At 52.2% G+C, this 13,171-nt stretch carries 19 protein-coding genes; all 19 read left to right on the forward strand.

Annotated elements, in window-relative coordinates; genetic code table 11:
- The first annotated feature begins 58 nt into the window (after positions 1-58).
- The gene (locus ACFCTO_RS01395; RefSeq protein ID WP_499876231.1) at positions 59-2,179 is read left to right on the forward strand and encodes a phage tail tape measure protein; all 2,121 of its coding nucleotides are present in this window, start codon (positions 59-61) and stop codon (positions 2,177-2,179) included.
- A complete protein-coding gene (locus ACFCTO_RS01400) occupies positions 2,179-2,913 on the forward strand; it encodes a hypothetical protein (protein ID WP_370783991.1) in 735 nt (244 codons plus the stop codon). Before ACFCTO_RS01395 ends, ACFCTO_RS01400 begins: the two co-directional genes overlap by 1 nt.
- A complete protein-coding gene (locus tag ACFCTO_RS01405; protein WP_499876232.1) occupies positions 2,888-4,402 on the forward strand; it encodes an XkdQ/YqbQ family protein in 1,515 nt (504 codons plus the stop codon). The genes ACFCTO_RS01400 and ACFCTO_RS01405 overlap by 26 nt, the downstream gene beginning before the upstream one ends.
- A 6-nt stretch (positions 4,403-4,408) precedes the next feature.
- Positions 4,409-4,828 carry a DUF2577 domain-containing protein gene (locus ACFCTO_RS01410; RefSeq protein ID WP_065360657.1) on the forward strand — a complete coding sequence of 140 codons (420 nt, stop codon included), beginning with the start codon at positions 4,409-4,411 and terminating at the stop codon, positions 4,826-4,828.
- Positions 4,821-5,270, forward strand: coding sequence for a DUF2634 domain-containing protein (locus ACFCTO_RS01415; RefSeq protein WP_499876233.1), 450 nt, complete (start codon positions 4,821-4,823; stop codon positions 5,268-5,270). The genes ACFCTO_RS01410 and ACFCTO_RS01415 overlap by 8 nt, the downstream gene beginning before the upstream one ends.
- Positions 5,267-6,334, forward strand: coding sequence for a baseplate J/gp47 family protein (locus tag ACFCTO_RS01420; protein WP_499876234.1), 1,068 nt, complete (start codon positions 5,267-5,269; stop codon positions 6,332-6,334). Before ACFCTO_RS01415 ends, ACFCTO_RS01420 begins: the two co-directional genes overlap by 4 nt.
- Entirely contained in the window at positions 6,321-6,887 is a 567-nt protein-coding gene (locus tag ACFCTO_RS01425; protein ID WP_499876235.1) for a putative phage tail protein, read from the forward strand. Before ACFCTO_RS01420 ends, ACFCTO_RS01425 begins: the two co-directional genes overlap by 14 nt.
- Positions 6,880-7,950, forward strand: coding sequence for a phage baseplate protein (locus tag ACFCTO_RS01430; RefSeq protein ID WP_499876236.1), 1,071 nt, complete (start codon positions 6,880-6,882; stop codon positions 7,948-7,950). The genes ACFCTO_RS01425 and ACFCTO_RS01430 overlap by 8 nt, the downstream gene beginning before the upstream one ends.
- A gap of 12 nt (positions 7,951-7,962) precedes the next feature.
- Positions 7,963-8,220 carry a hypothetical protein gene (locus ACFCTO_RS01435; RefSeq protein ID WP_233539609.1) on the forward strand — a complete coding sequence of 86 codons (258 nt, stop codon included), beginning with the start codon at positions 7,963-7,965 and terminating at the stop codon, positions 8,218-8,220.
- Between the two features lie 11 nt (positions 8,221-8,231).
- Positions 8,232-8,594, forward strand: a complete 363-nt coding sequence (locus tag ACFCTO_RS01440; RefSeq protein ID WP_499876237.1) for a hypothetical protein — start codon at positions 8,232-8,234, stop codon at positions 8,592-8,594.
- On the forward strand, positions 8,587-8,817 hold the full coding sequence (locus ACFCTO_RS01445; protein ID WP_026385590.1) for a hypothetical protein: 231 nt from the start codon (positions 8,587-8,589) through the stop codon (positions 8,815-8,817). Before ACFCTO_RS01440 ends, ACFCTO_RS01445 begins: the two co-directional genes overlap by 8 nt.
- A gap of 14 nt (positions 8,818-8,831) precedes the next feature.
- The gene (locus ACFCTO_RS01450; RefSeq protein WP_370838510.1) at positions 8,832-9,338 is read left to right on the forward strand and encodes a hypothetical protein; all 507 of its coding nucleotides are present in this window, start codon (positions 8,832-8,834) and stop codon (positions 9,336-9,338) included.
- A gap of 12 nt (positions 9,339-9,350) precedes the next feature.
- Complete coding sequence (locus tag ACFCTO_RS01455) at positions 9,351-10,211, forward strand: hypothetical protein (protein ID WP_499876238.1); 861 nt, start codon at positions 9,351-9,353, stop codon at positions 10,209-10,211.
- Positions 10,212-10,213: 2 nt separating this feature from the next.
- Positions 10,214-10,393: a hypothetical protein gene (locus tag ACFCTO_RS01460; protein WP_026385700.1), complete on the forward strand. Its 180-nt coding sequence runs from the start codon at positions 10,214-10,216 to the stop codon at positions 10,391-10,393.
- Positions 10,390-10,947: an N-acetylmuramoyl-L-alanine amidase family protein gene (locus ACFCTO_RS01465; RefSeq protein ID WP_370838508.1), complete on the forward strand. Its 558-nt coding sequence runs from the start codon at positions 10,390-10,392 to the stop codon at positions 10,945-10,947. Before ACFCTO_RS01460 ends, ACFCTO_RS01465 begins: the two co-directional genes overlap by 4 nt.
- Entirely contained in the window at positions 10,944-11,216 is a 273-nt protein-coding gene (locus tag ACFCTO_RS01470; protein ID WP_499876239.1) for a hypothetical protein, read from the forward strand. Before ACFCTO_RS01465 ends, ACFCTO_RS01470 begins: the two co-directional genes overlap by 4 nt.
- Before the next feature lie 122 nt (positions 11,217-11,338).
- Complete coding sequence (locus ACFCTO_RS01475) at positions 11,339-11,731, forward strand: hypothetical protein (RefSeq protein WP_026385703.1); 393 nt, start codon at positions 11,339-11,341, stop codon at positions 11,729-11,731.
- Positions 11,724-11,885: an SHOCT domain-containing protein gene (locus ACFCTO_RS01480; protein ID WP_299000320.1), complete on the forward strand. Its 162-nt coding sequence runs from the start codon at positions 11,724-11,726 to the stop codon at positions 11,883-11,885. Before ACFCTO_RS01475 ends, ACFCTO_RS01480 begins: the two co-directional genes overlap by 8 nt.
- A gap of 49 nt (positions 11,886-11,934) precedes the next feature.
- A complete protein-coding gene (locus tag ACFCTO_RS01485; protein WP_499876240.1) occupies positions 11,935-13,080 on the forward strand; it encodes a recombinase family protein in 1,146 nt (381 codons plus the stop codon).
- The last annotated feature ends 91 nt before the right edge of the window (positions 13,081-13,171 follow it).

The following is a 13,171-nucleotide window of genomic DNA, read 5'->3' on the forward strand; positions in this document are numbered from 1 at the left end:
GATTTCTTTTATCTTACTATATTTTTATAGCTGTAACAACATTAAGAGGTGATATCTATTGGCCAATAACGTCATCGATGCTGCTATCCGTTTGCGGGATTTGTTCACGCCGACGGTGCGGAGCGTCAATGCCAGCCTGGGAACCATGAAGGCCCAGATGGCGGCGGCAAAACAATCGATCAGCGGCCTGTCGGACAAGCTGACGGAGCATGAGCGCATCCAGAAACGGACGGCAAAGAGCATCGAGCAGACGGGAAGCAAGATTTCCGGTATGTCAGACAAGATGGCCCTGCTGTCGGCACCTATCCTGGCGGCTGCGACGGCAGGCTTCAAGCTGCACAGCGACTTTGCCAATGGCATCGCCAAAATTTCGACTCTGGTGGATACGACGGTCGTTTCCATGCAGAAGGTCAGTGATGAAATCCGTGCTGTCAGCGATGAGACCGGGGCAGGCGTTGCCGACCTTTCCGAATCGGTCTACCAGGCCATCTCGGCGGGTGTTGATGCCGGCCATGCTGTAGGCTTTGTCAAGGATATGACCATCGCCGCCAAGGCCGGGTTCACAGATACGACAACTGCCGTAAACGGCGTCACGACCGTCCTCAATGCCTATGGTAAATCGGCAGAAGAGGCCACGGCGGTGACGGACCAGATGCTCCTGGCACAGAACTTCGGCAAGACATCCTTTGGCGAGATGGCCCAGTCCATGGGCAACGTCATCCCCATTGCGGCACAGCTCAATGTCAGCACCCAGGAACTGTTCGGTTCCATCGCCGTCCTGACCAAGAACGGTATCCGGACCAGCGAGGCCATTACAGGACTCAAGGCGGCCTACAGCAACATTCTGAAGCCGTCTTCTGAAGCGGCGAAACTGGCTCAGTCCCTTGGTCTTGAGTTCAACGCGGCTCATTTGCAGAGCGTAGGATGGGTGAAGTTCCTGGGCGAAGTGAAGCGGGCCACGGGCGGTGATGCCGAACAGATGGCCCAGCTCTTTGGTTCTGTCGAGGGCCTGAACAGCATCCTGGTCCTGACGGGCAAGGGAGCCGGGGATTTCGATAAGGTCATGGACCAGATGGCCCAGTCTGCCGGCATGACCCGGGAAGCCTATGAGAAGATGCTGACCCCGTCGGAGCAGATGCAGATTGCTATGAACCAGCTGAAGAATGCCGGGATGGACCTGGCTGTTTCCTTTACCCCTTATTTCAAGACCATGTCCCTGCGGGTGAAGGAACTGGCGGCCTGGTTCCGGTCGCTGACGCCGGAGCAGAAGACGCTGATCGGCCAGGTGGCTTTCGGCATCGTGACCTTCCAGCTCTTCGGTTCCACCCTGGGACGGGTGCTGACGATAGGCGGACGGGCCTTTGGGACGTTCAGCTCCATCGCCGCGGGCATCAGCAAGGCCGGGAGCGTATCGAAGTATCTGGCTGCCCAGTTCAAGGGCCTCATCACGGTGGCAAGAGGCATCGCCATCGTTGCCAAAGGCATGGGCAGTACGTTACTGACAGTGGGCAGGCTGATGATTACGGTCATCCGGGCAGTCGGCGCAGCAGCGATGGCCAATCCCATCCTGATTGTCATCGCTGCCGTCATCGCAGGGCTGTATCTCCTCTGGAGCAACTGGGATACGGTTTCGCAGTATATCGAACAGGCCATCCAGGCGGTGTCGGATGCTGTGGATGCCGGGATGCAATGGATTGCTTCGGCCTGGGACGGAGCCATGAACGGCATCAGCGAGACGGCTTCCAGCATCTGGGAGAGCATCAAGGATACTTTCCGGAGCGGTGTGAACTGGGTCATCGACCAGGTGAACGGACTCATTGCCAGCGTCAACGGTCTGTCCATTGACATCCCGTCTCTGACAGGCGGGGCGCCGACTCATGTGGGATTCAATATTGAACCCATCAGTCATTTTGCCGGAGGCGTCGAGAACTTTGGCGGTGGTTTTGCGGTCATCAACGAAAACCACCGGGGCGAGCTGGTCCACCTGCCAAACGGCAGTACCGTGATCCCGCATGATGAAAGCATCCGGCAGGCTATGAACGCAGGCAGCCACGCCATCACTATCCGCATCGACACGATGAACGTCCGCAGCGAGCAGGACATCGATGCCGTAGCCGACAAGCTGGTGGAAAAGATCCGGCTGTACGGCATGAACCGCATGAAAGGAGCTACCATCTGATGGCCTCATTATTAGAATCCATCCTGAATGCCATCGGGCAGGCGTCACAGGATCTGACGATTTCCCTGGCTGCGGGCAGCTCTGTCGTGACCTTTCCCGTGCTGCCTTCGGAACTGATGGTTTCCGTCAATACGAATCATGGCACGGTGAATATCAACAACTACGGGGAGTATCTCATGAAAGGCAGGACCGGGCTGAAGTCCCTGACGCTGGCGGGATTTTTCCCCGCCCAGGATTATCCCTTTGCCATGATGATGATGTCGCCTTATACCTATATCGCCGAACTGGAAGCCATGCGTACAGGTGGCGAGGTCTGCCAGCTCACGGTATCGGACACGCCCATCTCCATGCCCTGTCTGATCAGCTCCTTCAAGTTCGGGGAAAAGGACGGCAGCGGCGATGTGTATTATGAACTGGTGCTGACGGAATACCGCTATGTCACAGCGGCGGAAACTGGGAAAACGGACCCGGCAACGGGGCTGAAGAAACGCCCTGAGTCGTTCTGGCAGAAGATGAAGAAGAATATCACCTATTATCCGGGCGACGGCATCGGCAATGTCGTGGGCCGGGCCGTCGGGAAATCGGTCACGATCAATAAGGAGCAGTTCTCCAAGTTCCAGGTCTACCGCAGCATCATCCGCAGCGGCGGCCTATCGGCGGGGGACATCATCCGGCTGACGACCATGAACCTGAAAAGGAATGATGAAAATGTTCCAGTTGGAAAAGATAAATAAGGCCGATACGGAAAACCAGCAGGCAGATAAACCGCAGAACACGGACTTGTCTGCCTATGCCCTTTCCTATACCTGGTCGGGCGATGTGGAGCAGGCCGGGAGAAAGCTGGAATTTGATATCGCCTATACCACGAAAGACAAGGACTGGACGAATGCCGTCCTGGAGCTGGGGGATGAAGTGTGTCTTTCCTATACCGATGAGGTCACGCAGGAGACGTACCCCGTTTTCCAGGGACGCATCTTTTCCCGGAGCCGGGACAGCGAGTCCTATGCCATGCGCTTTGTGGCCTTCGACAACATCATCTATCTGGCAAAATCCCGCATTACCCGGAAATACGCCAATGTGACCGTGGCTGATGCCATCCGGCAGACCATCCATGACTTTTCGATTGAAGCCGGGACGATGCCGGACCTTTCCGTGGTATGCAGTTTCATCGCCGATGACATCTCAGCGACCGATGCCATCAAGCAGGCGCTGTCTTACCAGTCGGCACAGGATGGCAAGGGCTATCATATCTACATGACGGACGGGAAGTTGAATGTGGTCTGTACCAATGACCAGGTGGTTGAAAACTTCCTCATCAGCGATGAAACGAATCTCACCGGGGCATCTGTGTCCGAGTCCATCGAAGACATGGTGTCGAAAGTGGTGGTCGTAGACAGTGCGGGCCAGATGAAAGGAGAGATGCCGAATGGCACCGACATCGAACGATTCGGCACCATCCAGGCCATCTGCAAGGCCGACCCCAAGCAGGACGATGCCTCACAGGCCCGGGTCATGTTGAAGACCGTTGCCCATGACATGTCCGTCAAGGCGATCGGCCATATCCAGTGCATTGCTGGCTTTTCCGTGGACATCCAGGAAGAACAGCTCAAAGGGCGGTTCTTCATCAAATCGGACAGCCATCGGATTGAGGGCAACAGGCATACCATGGAGCTGCATCTGGTCTTCCATAAACTGCTGGATGAGCAGAAACAGGAACTCGATAGCGCGTCCTACAACGCCAATCCGGATTACGTGCCGCCTGCAACGGCCGCTTCGGGCAGCAGGGGCGGGGCGTCCATGAACGGGAATGCCGCCGGAGGCGATGTGGTGGATTCGTGCATGGAGAATTTCGATGGCACCGTTTCGCCTTATGGTTCCAATGGCTGTGTGGACCGAGCAACGGTTACCGCTGCCGGGTATTCACCCTTTGCCGCGCAGGAATACAACAACAACGTCAAAGGATGCGACCAGCTCCGGGCCGATGCCGAAGCCCAGGGACTGGCGATTCCCTACAATCCGGCACAGCTGGAGAAAGGCGACATCATCATGTACAACCGCTACAGCAAGCCGGACCCGAACTGGCATGTCGTGGTCTATGACGGCAATGGCGGCTGCTGGGGCAACAGTTCCAGCGTGTACGGGTGCTTCCATCATTACGAAGGCAGCATCGACATGGGGAGCGACTACTATCCGGCGACCATCATCAAGACATCGAGGGGGTGACGGGAGATGCAGAAAAATCCATATATCAGCCTGCTGAACCTCATGGAGCAGGTATCGAGGAGCAGCAACAGTCCGTCCATCCAGATTGGCGAGATACTCCAATCCCCGCCGGACATCCAGGTGAAATACAACGGCATCGTCCTGACCAAAGAGGAACTGTGGATTTCCCATTACCTTCTGGCAGGCTACGGCAGGACGGCCCGCGGCCATCTGGTATCGGCTACCCAGAACCGGGCAGGCGGCAGCGGAGATGCGGCGTATCAGTCGCATAACCACGACATCCATAACGACTACACCGATTCGGTGATTACCACGGATACCCTGAAGCCGGGTATGAAAGTTGCCATCATGCCTATGCTGGTGAACGGAAAAATCCAGCAGTATGTGATTTTAGATGAGATTGTGAGGTTGGACGGATATGGCTGATCCTTTTGTGGCCTTGGCATCCGGAGCGGATGCCCGCGCCAGAGAAATATTGCCGCTCCTTTCGGAATACGGCTATGACTTTGAGAAACATCGGTTCCGCTATGACGAGAACGGGAACAACATCACCGTGACAGAAGATGAAGCTCTCAAGGTGTGGATCTATAAAGCCCTAATGACGGAACGATACCGGTATCTGGCCTACCATGATGAATACGGCATTACCATTGAACCCTATCAGGGAACGATGCCCAACAACGTCTATACGGCAGACCAGATCTGCCAGAACATCCGGGAGGGGCTGGTCGTCAATCCCTATATTGCCCGGATCAACCGGGTGGATGTGGAAAAGCGGGAGAAAGATGATTTGTTCATTCTAGTGGATGTGACATCCATTTACAGCGATGAAAGCATTACGGTTGCCGCAGAAAGGAGTCTTGCATGAGCGATTTGTTCGATGCCCAGACAAAAGACCAGATTGAGAGCCGCATGGTGCAGACCCTGCACACGCTGACCGATACGGACAAGACGGCCATCGAGGGTTCGTTTGCCCGGGACATGATTGATACCAATGCCGTGGAATTCGAGAACAGCTATGCCGAGATGGCCATGCTGCGGGACGCGGCGTTTGCTGAAACTTCCTGGGGTGACTATCTGACGCTCCGGGCCGAGGAATTCGGCATCCAGCGGAAACAGGCGGTGAAAGCCAATGGCCAAGTGACGGTTACCGGGCAGTCCGGGGCTTACATCATACGTGGCAGCCTGTTCCAGACGAAAGACGGGCTGCGCTTCTATACGACAGAATCCGCTACGATTCCATCTGACGGAACCGAAGCAAGCATTGCTGTCCAGGCCGCAGATACAGGGGTGAAAGGGAATGTGGCACCGGGGACGATTACGGAAATCCCTTATTCCATCCCCAACGTGTACAGCGTAATAAACCCGGAGAAATGCACGGACGGGGCTGATGAGGAAACGGATGCGGCCCTTCTGGCACGGCTCCTGTTCCGGGTCCGCCAGCCCATCACGTCCGGCAACGCCAACCACTACCGCTCCTGGGCCATGTCCGTGGACGGGGTGGGCAACTGCAAGGTCATCCCACTCTGGAACGGGAACGGTACGGTGAAAGTCATCATCGTAACGGCAGAGAATGAATCGGCTTCCAGTGAGCTGATCCAGAAAGTGGCCCGGTACATCGAATCCCAGCGGCCCATCGGGGCCGCCGTGACTGTGGCATCTCCGGCACCTGTATCTGTGGATATTGCGGCAGAAGTGTACGGCACCGTCAATGCGGATGCGGTGACGGCTGCAGTGTCCGCCTATTTCAAGAATACGGGCTTCAGCCTGTCCTATGTCAGCCTGGCCCAGATCGGCCGGCTCATCCTGAGTGTGGATGGGATTACAGACTACCGGAACCTGAAACTCGGCGGCAAGACGGAGAATATCCGCCTGACCAATGAGCAGATCCCCGTAGTCGGGAAGGTGGTGCTGAACCTTGTCAGCGAATGAGTGGATGAGACAGCAGCCCATTGATGTACTGGACTACCTGCCGAAATTCCTGGGGAAAGACCCGATGTTCAAGAAGACGGCGGATACCTGCAGCACGGAGCATAACCGTCTGCGTCTGGCCTTGCAGGATTTGGCGGACAACTTCTTCGTGAACACAGCCACCTGGGCACTGCCGCTTTATGAATCGTTCCTTGGCATCAAGCCCGGCGACGGGGATACCGACGAATTCCGCAGGCAGCGGATTCTCTTTAAGCTGCAGCATGTGGATGTATCCACGGTGGATTTCATGAACTCCATCGTGAACCTGTACAGTGTCGGCCACATCGAGGAAGTGAATGAAGAATATTATTTCAAGGTGTACTGCATTATGAATGACAAGGATACCGTAACGCTTTCGAAGCTGATTGCCCAGCTCGACATCTACAAGCCGGCCCATCTGGGCTATGCCATCTATTGGGGCTATTCCTGGAACGGGAAGATCCACTGGGATGGCGAGGCGACGTTCTCGACAGCGACCATCGTATCCGGGAAAGGAGTGACGGCAAGTGGCTGAGTATATCAAGGAGAAGTGGTCGGCAGATTTTCCGGACCGGGCCGGGCAGGAAGTCCGGCCGACAGAAGCCGTAGAAAATACGCTGGATTATGATGTTCTGTTCCCTCAGTATCTTTCGGAAGACCCGGTGGTCTTCAATCAGCAGAACAGGACCGTGTCCCAGCTGGTCAGCAATGATGCCCGGCTCTATGAGCGGATTTCTGCGACGGCAGCTGACATTAACGCCCATCTGACCGATGCCAAGGCCCATGCCAGCGGCATCAGCGGCAATGCGGCCAGTGCGTCGAAACTGCAGACGGGACGGAAGATTCACCGGGTGCTGTTTGATGGCACGAGGGACATCACCCTGTCGGATTTCAGCGGCTGCGGTGAGAAGACAGCAGGCCAGAGCGGCATGGTCCCGTCACCGGCTGCGGGGAAGCTGAATACGGTCCTGCATAGCAACGGCAGCTGGGGTAAGGTCACTTATGCGGATATGGACGAAGAGGCTGTGGCAAAGATCCAGGCTTGTCCGTTCCCTGTCAATGCCATCTACATTTCTACGGACGGGAAGAATCCCGCAACGTATTGGCCGGGTACGACCTGGGTGGCCTTTGCCATGGGGCGGTGCCTGATCGGGGCCGGGGCAGCAGACAGCGGGACCATGTACAAGGCCGGGGACAAGCTGGGCGAAGAGAAGCACACCAATACCCTGGCGGAAATACCAATTCACAAGCATAGTGGTTCAACGGCTAAAAGTGGTGGACATAATCATAACCGAGGGGACATGGAAATATGGGGGAACTTTGGGGGAGATGACGCCGTGCGTGGCCAACAGGGGTTACCTGCGCCGGGGGGCTCCTTTTATCCAGGCGGAATTGCCAGATATGATGCTAAATCTGGATATGAGGGTGATGAAGATGGCGTAGTCGTAGAATTTCGTGCTTCCCGCACCTGGTCAGGGAATACGTCATGGAATGGAGAACATGCGCATACCTTTGATACAGGAAATGCTGGGGGCGGTACAGCCCACAACAATATGCAGCCGTCCATTGTCGTGTACATGTTTCAGCGGACGGGATAGGAGGTGAGAAATATGGCTGAATGGTTACAGATGGCCGCATCTCTGGTATCGGTCCTGATGCTCTGCGGCGTTATCTTCAATTTCAGCGTCATCAAACCCTTAAATCAATCAGTACGGAGCCTGCAGGAGTGCATTGATCATCTGCGCAGGCAACTATCCGATACGGAATCCAAACGACAGCAGATGGCAGAGCGGTTGTCCCGGGTGGAAGAAGCTACGGGGCACGTGCAGCATCGCCTGGATGTGATTGAGCAACGGCAGAATGAGTAGGAGGTGATAGAATGGGTTTTTCGGTCATTCGAAACCGGCTCTTTTTGACAAGAGGGGATTCTGCTGAAATCACGCTGATTATTCGGGACCGGGTGACAGGTGCCATCTTTATCCCAGGTCCGGATGATCAGCTTACTTTTACCGTTAAGCGGGAGCTTTCAGATGAAAAGACAGTGATAGAAAAGCATCTGGATAGTGGTATTCTGCGCCGAGAAAATGACTGTGTTCTGATCCTGATACCAGAAGATACAGCACAGCTTCCATTTGGAACCTATTGGTATGATGTGGAATTGGTGCTGGACTCTGGGTATACAGACACAATCATTCCAACCAGTCCGTTTATTATAACGGGAGAGGTAACAACCCATGGATAAGTATAAAGGCACTGTAAAGGGAATAAATACTCTGCAAGGGATTCTATCCGTGCCGGTGGTACCTTCCAGAAATTATCAAAAAAAAGTGGTCATTCCTAATAAAGAGAAACAAATCATCCGACCAGATGCGGGCTACGATGCCTTGCAGCGGGTTACGGTAGCTGCCATTCCGTCGAACTATGGCAGAATTAGCTTCAATGGATATGAGTTAAAGGTTGAGTAAAGGAGAATAACATCATGGCGAAAAATGTAAAAATCAATTCCGTAGTGTATGCAGAAGTCCCTCAAGTTTCGATTCCACTAGCAGAAGGAGAGGGAGCCGCCACTTTTTATGATACAACAGGGGCGACTGCAGTATCTGTGGATATCCTGAATGGGAAAACTGCATTCTTGGGAACCGGTTCAGTGACAGGCTCTATGCCAGATAATGGGGCTGTCAGTGGCAGTATTGGCAAGGTGGACGGTTCGTATACTATCCCGGCAGGCTACCATAATGGCAAAGGCGCAGTTACCATCACGAACGAGGAACAAGCCAAGCTGGTCGCGGATAACATCAAGGCAGGTGTGACGATTTTGGGAGTAGCTGGCAAGGCTAGTGTGGTGGATACGGCAGATGCTACCGCAGCTGCGAGTACTATTGTGTCGGGTAAAACCGCCTATATTAACGGAGCGAAAGTGACAGGTTCCTTGACCTCTGTAGCAGTATCCCAGGATAGTCTGACCAAAGTGCTGACCATTGAATAGGAGGACTGAGCCATGAAGGTGGATGTTAAGATTGCGGGAGCTAATTACACGGAAGTTCCATCCATATTATTACCCCTTACAGCGGGAGGCAAAGCAAGGTTTTGTGAAGTGTCCGATACGACAGCCGAAATTGGAGATGTTGCTCGGGGAAAAAAGTTCTATACGGCCGATGGGGAACTGGTGGAAGGGACAGCGAACGTATCTGTTGGTGTGGATACCCGGAAGAAAATAACCCTGGTGCAAAAAGACCATCAAAAAGTTACGATTACCTGCAATCATCCAGAGTTATCGATGCAATATGATACGGATAGAAATGCTGTGTATGCTACGGAATATCAAAATATGCTCGATATTACCCTAAAAGCAGACAATGATTATTATGTCGGGAAAATCACAGTTAATGGTAAAGAACAGGGCACTGTCAGTTCGAATCATCAATATGCTTCTGCGTCTATGCCGATTAGTGATGGCATGATTGTCAGTGCCACGGATGCAGTTTTGATTCCCACCAGTCCCTTTACGACTGTGAACCTTACACTGCAAGGACAAGGCTCACCGTTCCTTTTAGGAAGTCTGCTGATGACCTTAGCGCAGAGTCCGGACAGTCCTAAGATAGAAGGGATTGTTGTTGCCGAGGATGCGGATAATAAAGGGATGATATTCCTGGTAAAAGAAGAACAGCGCTATGCTGCCTGTAAGGCTGAAGTCACAACGGGAACGGGGGTCAAGGAAATCATAGACTTGACATATAATATAGACACAGATTTAGGGGCAACAATGTCTGGGAAAATTTCTGATACTTTATACACTTATTTAAAAGAGCGTTCGGAATCGAATGCAGAAGTGACACTACAGATTAAGGTGGTAGCGTAAGTATGTTTGAAAAAGTGAATATCCCTGATTGCATAGTCGTCATCGGGCTGGTCATGGCACTGATCTTGGCGATTTTTTATGCCCTCAACGAGCTGGCCATGTCCATCGCTTCTGGCTTGCTCGGTTACATCGGCGGGACCGTGAAAACCGCTGTTCATCAGAAAGGAGAAGAAAAGCAATGAAAGTATTCCTGAACCCCGGCCATGCGCCGAACGGGCATCCCGACCCAGGTGCCGTCAATGAAGAAACGGGCCTACGCGAGAGTGATGTAGCATTGGCCGTTGGTAAATCCGCTGCAAGCTATCTAAATGCTGCAGGCGTAGAAACAGAACTGCTTCAATCGGATAGCCTGTATGAAATTTGTGAAACCGCCAATAGCAGTGATGCCGACATCTTCGTGTCCATCCACTGCAATGCCGCTGAAGCCGAAGAAGCCAACGGCACAGAAACCTGGGCCTGTGCTGGCAGTTACTGTGGCAGCATGCTGGCCAACTGCATCCAGAGCCAGCTGGTCGATGCTCTCGGTACCACTGACCGGGGCGTGAAAATCGCAACGCCCGGCGTTAACGGCCTGTATGTTCTCACGAACACGGACATGCCAGCTGTCCTGGTCGAGTTGGCCTTCATCACTAATCCCAGCAATGAAGAAATCCTGGCCTATGCTCAGGATGCCCTGGCCAGAGCAGTAGCCCGGGGTGTCACTGATTATGAACAACTGATCTTAGGAGGTAAATGACTATGAACCGTGAAGAAATCAAGAAAGCCGTCGCCGATACGGTTGTATCTTTTGCCAGGAGCGAAGCCGAAGCGGCCATCAAGTCCATCGACCTGGAGGACATCCAGAAGCTGGTGGAAGCGCAGATGAAGAACCTCACAGACCCACTGGAAGTGGAAATCCAGACCACCACCAGTTGGTGGGTGAAGATTCGGAACAGGCTGTATATTACTTTGCTGCAGCAAGCGGTCAAAGCTATTGTGGCTGATGCAAAGCAGAAGATTGTATGAGAAAAGCCGATACGGAACATCGGGAAGGATGTTCCGTATCGGCTTTTTTGTTTTTATAGTACTTAGTAATAGCCGTTCTGTCCTGTTACTCCTGAAGACCAAAAATTTAGGAGGTATCCATCATGACGGACGAACAGAAACAACAGATTATTGCTCTGCGCCGAGCTGGGGCAGGGTATGGCAGGATAGCGATGCAGCTCCAGATTTCCATCAATACGGTGAAGTCGTTCTGCCGGCGGCACAGTCTGGTAACCAGGATAGATGGAGCAGTATGCGAGCAGTGTGGGAAGCCTATTGATCAGAATCCGGGGCGGAAGCGGAAACGGTTCTGCTGTGATGCCTGTCGGAACAAGTGGTGGAACGCACATCTGACGCTGGTGAAGCGGAAGGCAGTCTATACTTTTACTTGCCCGGCCTGCGGAAAAGCATTCACTGTCTATGGCAATAGTCATCGGAAGTTCTGCTCTCATGCTTGCTATATTGCTTACCGGTTCGGAGGTGTCCGCCATGGATAAGAAGTTATTTTTTAATGAAATAACTTTTCAGGTAACGATAAATCTGGCAAGGAAAATGTTGAATGATAAACTTATTACCAAGAAGGAGTACCAGTCCTTCAAGAAGGAAATGCTTCATAAATATCAACCGTTTTTCGGAGGGCTATACACTTGATAATTCTACTGGTTAGAGTGATATATATAGTTGGAAGGAGGGCTCAACTATGGAAAAGAAAATGTGGAAAATAGAACAGAAGGTTACCGAAATTTCCAAACGGAAGCGGGTTGCTGCCTATGCCCGAGTCTCTGTAGAGTCAGAGAGAATGCAGCATTCCCTATCGGCTCAGATTAGCTATTACAGTTCATTGATACAGAAAAATCCTGCGTGGGAATATGCGGGGGTATATGCTGATTATGGTATTACTGGAACAAAGATTATTAAGAGAAAAGAGTTTCAACGTATGCTTGCAGATGCAGAAGCTAGAAAAATTGATATTATTCTTACGAAATCCATCCAGCGGTTTGCACGTAACACGGTTGACCTGCTTAAGACGGTTCGGCACCTAAAAGAGATTGGTGTCGAAGTCTGGTTTGAAAAAGAAAACATTTGTAGCCTAAGTGGTGATGGAGAGCTGATGCTGACAATCCTTGCCTCCTTTGCTCAGGAAGAAAGCCGCTCTATCAGCGACAATATCAAGTGGAGGTTTCAAAAAAAATACGAAAAAGGAATTCCCCATGCAAAGTTCTTCATTTATGGGTACCGATGGAAAGATGGAGAACTAGTTATCCAGAATGAGGAAGCAGCGATTGTTCGGAGAGTCTTTAAGGGGTATTTAGCAGGGAAAACGCGAAGAGATATACAGCGAGAGCTTGCCAATATCGGAGCTCATACGATGTACGGCAACCTATTTCAGGATTCTACTATAAAGCAGATGTTGCAGAATCCTGTATATAAAGGGAACCTGGTCATTCAAAAGACCTTCGTAATAGATCCAATTACCAAACACCAGGTCATAAACCATGGAGAAAAGGATAAGTATGTAGTGGAAAATCATCATGAGGCCATTATTGATGCAGCGACATTCAATCAGGTTCAGGAAGAGATGGCGTGGCGTAAGGAGGCGGGAAAGCAACGTGGCGGATATGCCAGAAATTTCCTAAACACATCCTGCTTTACAGGAATCATCAAGTGCGGTATTTGTGGAAAGAGCTACATCCATAACATAAGAAAGTACAAAGGCAAACCGAGTGAATACTGGTCGTGCCTGTCAAATAAAGGAAAAGCGGAGGAACGGTGCGGGGCCTATGGTGCCATTCCACAGCCTGCTCTTGAACGCGCTTGTATGAGTGTGGTCCTATGTCAAGTTTGAGTACAAATTAAATTGAGGTTTCTATCAATCAGTTATCCAGCAATCAAAGCTGCCTTTTTCTTGTAGTTTGCATATAATTTTTCATAGTCAT

Origin of the sequence: Megasphaera indica (assembly GCF_046614755.1) — a bacterium.
Lineage (GTDB): Bacteria > Bacillota > Negativicutes > Veillonellales > Megasphaeraceae > Megasphaera > Megasphaera intestinihominis.

Coding starts and splice junctions, on each gene's coding strand:
- ACFCTO_RS01465 (WP_370838508.1), top strand. CDS start 10,390: ATGAAAGTATTCCTGAACCCCGGCCATGCGCCGAACGGGCATCCCGAC.
- ACFCTO_RS01410 (WP_065360657.1), top strand. CDS start 4,409: ATGCAGAAAAATCCATATATCAGCCTGCTGAACCTCATGGAGCAGGTA.
- ACFCTO_RS01455 (WP_499876238.1), top strand. CDS start 9,351: ATGAAGGTGGATGTTAAGATTGCGGGAGCTAATTACACGGAAGTTCCA.
- ACFCTO_RS01420 (WP_499876234.1), top strand. CDS start 5,267: ATGAGCGATTTGTTCGATGCCCAGACAAAAGACCAGATTGAGAGCCGC.
- ACFCTO_RS01485 (WP_499876240.1), top strand. CDS start 11,935: ATGGAAAAGAAAATGTGGAAAATAGAACAGAAGGTTACCGAAATTTCC.
- ACFCTO_RS01445 (WP_026385590.1), top strand. CDS start 8,587: ATGGATAAGTATAAAGGCACTGTAAAGGGAATAAATACTCTGCAAGGG.
- ACFCTO_RS01470 (WP_499876239.1), top strand. CDS start 10,944: ATGACTATGAACCGTGAAGAAATCAAGAAAGCCGTCGCCGATACGGTT.
- ACFCTO_RS01415 (WP_499876233.1), top strand. CDS start 4,821: ATGGCTGATCCTTTTGTGGCCTTGGCATCCGGAGCGGATGCCCGCGCC.
- ACFCTO_RS01440 (WP_499876237.1), top strand. CDS start 8,232: ATGGGTTTTTCGGTCATTCGAAACCGGCTCTTTTTGACAAGAGGGGAT.
- ACFCTO_RS01405 (WP_499876232.1), top strand. CDS start 2,888: ATGTTCCAGTTGGAAAAGATAAATAAGGCCGATACGGAAAACCAGCAG.
- ACFCTO_RS01460 (WP_026385700.1), top strand. CDS start 10,214: ATGTTTGAAAAAGTGAATATCCCTGATTGCATAGTCGTCATCGGGCTG.
- ACFCTO_RS01435 (WP_233539609.1), top strand. CDS start 7,963: ATGGCTGAATGGTTACAGATGGCCGCATCTCTGGTATCGGTCCTGATG.
- ACFCTO_RS01450 (WP_370838510.1), top strand. CDS start 8,832: ATGGCGAAAAATGTAAAAATCAATTCCGTAGTGTATGCAGAAGTCCCT.
- ACFCTO_RS01400 (WP_370783991.1), top strand. CDS start 2,179: ATGGCCTCATTATTAGAATCCATCCTGAATGCCATCGGGCAGGCGTCA.
- ACFCTO_RS01480 (WP_299000320.1), top strand. CDS start 11,724: ATGGATAAGAAGTTATTTTTTAATGAAATAACTTTTCAGGTAACGATA.
- ACFCTO_RS01475 (WP_026385703.1), top strand. CDS start 11,339: ATGACGGACGAACAGAAACAACAGATTATTGCTCTGCGCCGAGCTGGG.